This is a genomic window from Streptomyces sp. NPDC003393, from assembly GCF_053589015.1.
In genome coordinates this window covers 19,881-27,078 of sequence record NZ_JBSFRB010000065.1, presented here as the reverse complement: position 1 = coordinate 27,078, position 7,198 = coordinate 19,881, and the positions used below count along the sequence as shown (strand labels likewise).

The following is a 7,198-nucleotide window of genomic DNA, read 5'->3' as shown; positions in this document are numbered from 1 at the left end:
GGCGCAGGTCGTGAACCTCATGGACGACCTCCAGCAGGAGCTCGGCCTGACGTACGTGATCATCGCGCACGACCTGTCGGCGGAACGTTCCGTCGGCGGGCGCCGGGGGTCGTAAACCGGTCAGGTCGGCGACATGTCCGGTTGACGACCGGTACAGGGGGAAGGGGCCGTCGCTGCACCGGGGCGCGGCGCGGCGGGGAGGAAGGACCGCGGGAAGAAAAAGGGGGTGAACAGGGCGGCGGACGGGTGACGGGTGACGGACGGACGGGGGACGAGGAGGGGGATGGAAATCAGGGGTGGGGGCGGATCAGGAGACGGGGGAGGCGAGGCGGGGCGGCGAGGCGGGATGAACCGGGCGGGGGCCGGTGGGAGCGGCTCGGGCGAGCGGCCCGGGTGTGCCCCGGGGCGCCACCCGGCGGTGTCAGTGGATGATTCCGGTCCGCAGGGCGACGGCGACCATGCCGGCGCGGTCGCCGGTGCCGAGCTTGCGGGCGATACGGGCGAGGTGGCTCTTGACGGTCAGCGCGGACAGGCCCATCGAGACGCCGATCGCCTTGTTGGACTGACCCTCGGCGACCAGTCGCAGGACCTCGACCTCGCGTCCCGACAACTCCCGGTAGCCACCCGGGTGGCTCGGGGCGCCCGGGGGACGGCGGTGCAGTCGGGCGGCGCCGATGGGGGCTGCGCCCGGTCGGGTGGGGAGCCCGACGTTGGTGCGGGTGCCGGTGACGACATAGCCCTTCACCCCGCCCGCGAGGGCGTTGCGGACGGCGCCGATGTCGTCGGCGGCGGACAGGGCCAGGCCGTTGGGCCAGCCGGCGGCACGGGTCTCGGACAGCAGGGTGAGTCCGGACCCGTCGGGCAGGTGGACGTCGGCGACGCAGATGTCACGCGGGTTGCCGATGCGGGGACGGGCCTCCGCGACGGACGACGCCTCGATGACGTCACGGACTCCGAGCGCCCACAGATGACGGGTGACGGTGGAACGGACGCGCGGGTCCGCCACGACGACCATGGCGGTCGGCTTGTTCGGGCGGTAGGCGACCAGGCTTGAGGGCTGCTCGAGGAGAACGGACACCAGGCCTCCTGGGGGGTGGGGGGGGACGGGGCCGGCTTGTGGGGAGGAAGCCGGGACAACCGTGCTTGCAAGGTCACAGTCGTCTTCGGCAGCAAACCTGTTGTCCTTTAGAGAATGATCACGATCTGGTGAGTACCAATGCGTGCAATTCGGACACGTTGTCGATCACCCGAAGGTCGAATCGGTTCACTCGGGGCCGTTCGGGGTCGTTCGGGAGCGATACGTGCCCGAAAGTGGTCGTATCGACAAAGACACGGCAAGGGACCGGTAAGAGGCGTCGGTGAGGCGTACGGGGAGGCTCGGCTCAGCGGGACTGCGGGTCGCGTCTCTGCGGCAGCGTCACCACGGACGCGTCACCCGGCCCGGCCGGCGGCAGACCCGCGACCTGGGCCAGCAGGTCGCACCAGGAGCCCAGGTGGGCGCCCGTGTCCGGAACACCGCCCAGACCCTCGCGCGGCGTCCAGGAGGCGCGAATCTCGATCTGCGAGGCGGCCGGGCGCGACGACAGCCCGCCGAAGTAGTGCGAGCTCGCCCGGGTCACCGTGCCACTGGGCTCGCCGTACGACAGACCGCGGGCCTGCAGCGCCCCGGTCAGCCAGGACCAGCACACCTCCGGCAGGAGCGGATCGGCGGCCATCTCCGGCTCCAGTTCGGCCCGCACCAGGGTCACCAGCCGGAAGGTGCCGCGCCAGGCGTCGTGCCCGGCCGGGTCGTGCAGCAGCACCAGACGGCCGTCGGCCAGGTCCTGCTCGCCGTCGACGACCGCGGCCTCCAGCGCGTACGCGAAGGGCGCCAGCCGCTGCGGCGGCCGGACCTGCTCGATCTCCACCTGCGGCCGCACCCGCGCGGCCCTCAGTGCGTCGACGGCGGCCCGGAAGGGCAGCGGAGCCTGATCCGTCCTGCTCTCACGCTCGTCCCCTTTCTCCCCGTCGTCCATTCCGCCAGCGTCGTCCGACAGTCGTCCCTGAGCCGCAGCCATGCCGGGAAGATTAAGGGGAACCGGGCCTTCGTGCAGGGCAAGACACCCCGCCGCGGGACGCGGCACCGCCCCTGGGGCCCCGCACCGCGGCCGTCACGTCCCCGGGCCGCCCCGGTGGGGCCCGCGGGGCCGTGCGAGACTTGCCACCGTGAGTGCCAACGAGACGCCTGCCCGCCACCAGCCGCCGACCGCCGCCCAGAACTCCGCCTTTCTCAAGGCGTGCAGGCGTGAACCGGTGCCGCACACCCCCGTGTGGTTCATGCGCCAGGCCGGGCGCTCGCTGCCCGAGTACCTCAAGGTGCGCGAGGGCGTCCCGATGCTCGAGTCCTGCATGCGCCCGGAGCTGGTCACCGAGATCACCCTCCAGCCGGTGCGCCGGCACGGCGTGGACGCGGCGATCTACTTCAGCGACATCGTGGTGCCGCTCAAGGCCATCGGCCTCGACCTCGACATCAAGCCCGGCGTCGGCCCGGTCGTCGAGCAGCCGTTCCGCACCCGCGCCGACCTGGCCCGGCTGCGCGATCTGACCCCCGAGGACGTCTCCTACGTCACCGAGGCGGTCGGCCTGCTCATCCGCGAGCTGGGCCCCACCCCGCTGATCGGCTTCGCGGGCGCGCCGTTCACCCTCGCGAGCTACCTCGTCGAGGGCGGCCCGTCCCGCACGTACGAGAACGCCAAGGCGATGATGTACGGCGACCCCGAACTGTGGGCCGACCTGCTGGACCGCCTCGCCGGCATCACCGCCGCCTTCCTGAAGGTCCAGATCGAGGCGGGCGCGAGCGCCGTGCAGCTCTTCGACTCCTGGGCCGGGGCCCTCGCCCCCGCCGACTACCGGCGCTCGGTGCTGCCCGCCTCCGCGAAGGTCTTCGAGGCCGTCGCCGGGTACGGCGTCCCGCGCATCCACTTCGGCGTCGGCACCGGAGAGCTGCTCGGACTGATGGGGGAGGCCGGCGCGGACGTCGTCGGCGTCGACTGGCGCGTCCCGCTGGACGAGGCCGCCCGCCGCGTCGGCCCGGGCAAGGCGCTCCAGGGCAACCTCGACCCGACCGTGCTGTTCGCTCCCCGCGAGGCCGTCGAGGCCAAGACCCGTGAGGTGCTGGACGCGGCCGCCGGTCTCGAGGGCCATGTCTTCAACCTCGGCCACGGCGTGATGCCGTCCACCGACCCCGACGCGCTCACCCGGCTCGTGGAGTACGTCCACACGCACACCGCGCGCTGAGCCCGGCGCCGGGCCGAGCGGTCACCGCGGCCGCGGTCCGGGCGGCCGGCGTCCGTCCACCCGGCTGCTGCGAAAGGTGTCCGAGCGCGGGCCCGGATCCGGTCCCCCCGGAGTCCGACGAGGGCGGCGCGGCCCGCACTGGATCAGCGTGCTGTGCCGGCGCCGGGGCTCGTGCCACACCCCCTGACGGCGAGGTGTCCGGGCCGAGCGGCACCTGTCCGTCGCGCCGCACCCGGCCGGCCCGCGCCCGTCACCGGCCCACCGGCCGCCGCGCGCCCCGCGCCGCGGTGGGGGTCCGATCCGCCCTGCTGGCAAGCCGCGGTCGGGTATATGGCCGGAAGCTGTCACGGGGCCCTGCGGTCCCGGCTGGGCCAGGACGGCGACGCCCGCCGCCATCGGGCCCAGCCCGTACACGGTGAGCATCGACGGCGGTGATGTCGTGCACCGCCGTCTCGACCTCGGCGAGGGTCACGGTGTCTGTGGGCATGGGTACGTCCCTGTCTGTGAGGGGTGTCCTGCGAAGGGGCCGGGCCGGGGAGGCGCCGGTGGGCGCGCGGCCTCACGCCGTGGCGAAGCCGCGCGCCTCGTTGAGGAACTGGCCGAGGTATCCGTCGTGCGGCAGGTACGGGTCCTTCCACCAGCCGGCGACTTGGCCGTGGAGAACGGTGCGGATCCCGGGCGACTCCAGGGCCTCGGCGACGAGCGGGGCGTTGTCGGTCAGCAGGGTCAGGGCGAGCGAGTCGTCCAGCGGGCCCACGCCGTCCGACGGCCGCCAGGGCGCCACCCACACGCAGGGGAAGGGCAGTTCCGTCTGCAGCCCGGGGTGGTCGGCGCGGTCCAGGCACAGGACGGCGGGGCGCAGCGCCACGCCGTCGTCACCCACGGGTGCCAGTGGGCCGTCCTCGTAGTGACGGGCGGTCAGATCGGGTGCCCCCCGGGCGGCCCGGTCGACGGACGCACGGAGCGCTTCGGCCTCCTTGCGCGGGCGGACCGGCAGGACCGCCCGGTCGTCGGTGACCGGGTGGGCCGGCAGCCGGGCCAGCCGCTCGGCCAGCGTCTCGGCCAGTTCCCGGTGGTCGCCGGAGGTGAGGATGGCGGTGGTGTTGGTGCACCGCACGCCCCCGTCCGAGGCGATCTCCGTGACCAGGTGGTCCAGCGTACGGTCGTCGTACGCGCCGTCCACCAGGATCTTCGTCCGCCCCGGCCCGCGCACCAGCACCCGGTCGTTGCCGCGCATCCGGGCGACCGTCGCCTCACTGCCGTACACCAGAGCCAGATCGGCGGCCTGAACGAGCGAGTCCGCGGCGGAGTGGGAGCCGGGGAGCAGGCTGACCCAGTGCGGGTCGAGGCCGGCCCGCAACAGGGCCCGCACCAGACGCAACGGGGTGAACGGGTCGCGGGTGCCCGGCCGCACCGCCACCCGGTACCCCATCGCCAGGGCCTGGAGCCAGGCCCCGTGGGTGGCCGGATGGTTGCTGGGGGCCACGACGCCGAGCACGGAGCCGCGGCGCACCCAGCGGGCCGTCCGGCCCGCCCCGAGGGGGACCTGCCTGCCGACGACCGTGCCGAGCAGGGCGCTGTCGCCGCGCACCCGCTCGAGCGTCCCACGGGCCACCGCCACGGGCACGCCCGAGGCCAGTGCCTGGAGCCGGCAGTACTCCTCGGGGCTCTGTCCGCCCAGCGTGGCCCCCGCGAACAGGGCTCCCGCCTCGGCCAGCACCGCCGACCGCTTCTCCGGGTCCAGGGCCGGTGCCTGGCGCATGGCCTTCGCGGTCAGCCTCGTCGTGAGAGCGGGCGCCTCGTGGACCTCGGCCAGCGGGTTGCCGTTCACGTCGTGCAGCGGGCGGGAGTCGCGTGAGCGGTGCTCCTGGCCGCCGCGCAGTACGGGGACGAACGTCTCCATGTCAGATCCACTCCTCGAGTGACAGTCCGGCGAACCCGCCGCCGTCCCGGGCGCCCGCCTCCTGGCACGGCACCCGGAACTGGGTGGCCTCCTGCTCCGTGACGGACTGGCCCATGGCGTAGCGCAGCCCGGCGGTCTGGATCGCCCGCGGCGGGCACCCCTCCAGGTACACGCCGGCGTCACGGTGCTCGTACATCGCGTTGCCCACCAGGACCACCGCGCCGCGCAGCGCCGGAAGCCGCTCCATCGGGCCGGACACGATCGTCATCTCCCCCGGGAACCGCAGGAGTTCGTCGCGCAGCAGGTGCATCGCGGCGGCCAGCCAGCGGCGGCAGTCCTCGCACGCCGTCTCGGCGTGCACGTGGATGCCCTCCCGGGGCGGGGTGAGGTCCACCGGGGCGCGCCGGATCGTGAACGCGGCGTCCGCCACGGCCGTGCCCCGCACGTCGATGTCGGCGAGGTCGATCGGCCCGAGGCCGCGGGCGTGGGCGTCCCGCAGATAGGCGAGCTCCCAGGCTCCCACCCCGGCGACCGCCGCCATCGTCACGTCCAACGCCACCGCATTGCGCGAGGCCGCGATCAGACCGGCCTCACGCGTCGTGCCCGCCATCGGGTAGTTCCCCTCGATGACGGTCGTGGCGTCGCAGATCACGAGGTGCTGCGGGCGCAACTGGTTGAGGTCGACGATGGCCTCCTCGACCCCGGCCATGTGGACGATGCGCGTGGTGAATCCGGGCAGCAGGCCCACCAGGTTCTTCATGGCGTTGGTCAGCACCACGCTGGAGTGGGTGCGCAGTTGGGGTGCTCCGATGAAGAAGTCGCAGTCCAGCACCAGGTCGGGAACGGCGATCGGCACCCTCAGCGACGTCGCGCCGGGCACCTGGGCCACGCGCAGCGGCCGGTCGTCGAAGCTGACCACCCGGGCGTATCGGTGGACGGGGGCCCGGTGGAGTATCTCCTTGAGCACGTGTGTGCGTTCGGCCACGTAGACCTCGGCCCCGCGCGCGGACACCCGTGCCGCCACGGCCAGCAGCAGTTCGGGACTCGTCCTGAACCCCGGCTTGCGCTGGAACATGTTGGGCTTGATGACCACGCGGTCGCCCCTGCCGACCTCCTGCAAGGGGTGACCCAGGAGCTCCAGCGCCTCCTCGACCGCGGCGTCGACCGCCCCTTCGGTCGCCGTCGCCACCCGGGTGAGCGAAACGGCCGTCAGGTCTCCCGTCACGACTGTCCCCCGTCCGACACCGTGCCCCCGGGGGCGTTCAGAGGGGCCATCCGTCGATGACCACGGCACGGGCCGGTGCGGCCTCCACGTCGGCGATCTTGACGGGCAGCGCCATCAACTGGACGACGGGGCCGCCGACCTGGTCGAGATTCTGGATGTTCTCCAGAATCGGGATGCCGGCGGCCAGCAGGCGCCGGTGCACCTGACCGCTGCGGTCGTCGGGGCGCTCCGTGATGCAGTCCATGCCGACCAGGACGGCCCCGTTGTCCACCATCCAGTCGGCGGCGGAGACGGTGAGGTACGGCGGCTTGTCCCAGTAGTCCTCGCGGCCCAGGTAGCGGTTCGGGTGGTCGGTGCGCACCAGCAGCCGGTCGCCGGGCCGCCACACGTCGCGCAGTGCCTTCTCGAGGTCCTCGCCGGTGACCGGGTCGAGGTCGCGCTTGTGGGAGAGGTCCGCGACGCAGGCACGGCCGACGAAGGTGTCCAGCGGTACCTCGTCGATCTTTTCCCGGTCCTCGAAGAAATGGTAACCGGATTCCACGTGCGTTCCGTTGTGCGGGAACAGTGCGAGGTCGGAAAATGTCCGCCCGACGCCCGACGGATCGGTCTCGGGCGACATGGCCCTGCGCACACCGAATTTCGGGTACCACGGCGCGTCATAAGAGGGCATGCCCTCGTACCAGCCCTGGCTGATGTCGATTATTTTCACGGCCCCACTCCCTGGCTCGGCCCTGTGTGACAGCGGTCCTCACTTGACGACCGTCGGGCGATCACAGCACGTCAGACGCGGATCG

General features: G+C 73.0%; 6 protein-coding genes. 1 reads left to right on the top strand and 5 read right to left on the bottom strand.

The features are described from left to right. Nucleotides 1-421 precede the first annotated feature (421 nt). A complete protein-coding gene (locus tag ACWDUZ_RS36630) occupies nt 422-1,078 on the bottom strand; it encodes a response regulator transcription factor (RefSeq protein ID WP_030179617.1) in 657 nt (218 codons plus the stop codon). Between the two features lie 304 nt (nt 1,079-1,382). Further along, nucleotides 1,383-2,057, bottom strand: a complete 675-nt coding sequence (locus ACWDUZ_RS36625; protein ID WP_451636154.1) for a DUF3000 domain-containing protein — start codon at nt 2,055-2,057, stop codon at nt 1,383-1,385. A gap of 148 nt (nt 2,058-2,205) precedes the next feature. On the opposite strand from ACWDUZ_RS36625, the gene hemE reads away from it, so the two are divergent. After that, nucleotides 2,206-3,276, top strand: coding sequence for a uroporphyrinogen decarboxylase (gene hemE / locus ACWDUZ_RS36620; protein WP_451636153.1), 1,071 nt, complete (start codon nt 2,206-2,208; stop codon nt 3,274-3,276). Nucleotides 3,277-3,835: 559 nt separating this feature from the next. Here the strand turns inward: hemE and ACWDUZ_RS36615 are convergent. The 3 genes from ACWDUZ_RS36615 to ACWDUZ_RS36605 are packed head-to-tail and all read right to left on the bottom strand — an operon-like array spanning nt 3,836 to nt 7,113. After that, nucleotides 3,836-5,179, bottom strand: coding sequence for an aldehyde dehydrogenase family protein (locus ACWDUZ_RS36615; protein WP_451636152.1), 1,344 nt, complete (start codon nt 5,177-5,179; stop codon nt 3,836-3,838). A 1-nt stretch (nt 5,180) separates the two neighbouring features. After that, complete coding sequence (locus tag ACWDUZ_RS36610) at nt 5,181-6,404, bottom strand: DUF362 domain-containing protein (protein WP_451636151.1); 1,224 nt, start codon at nt 6,402-6,404, stop codon at nt 5,181-5,183. Nucleotides 6,405-6,441: 37 nt separating this feature from the next. Beyond that, entirely contained in the window at nt 6,442-7,113 is a 672-nt protein-coding gene (locus ACWDUZ_RS36605) for a cyclase family protein (RefSeq protein ID WP_451636150.1), read from the bottom strand. Nucleotides 7,114-7,198: the final 85 nt, after the last annotated feature.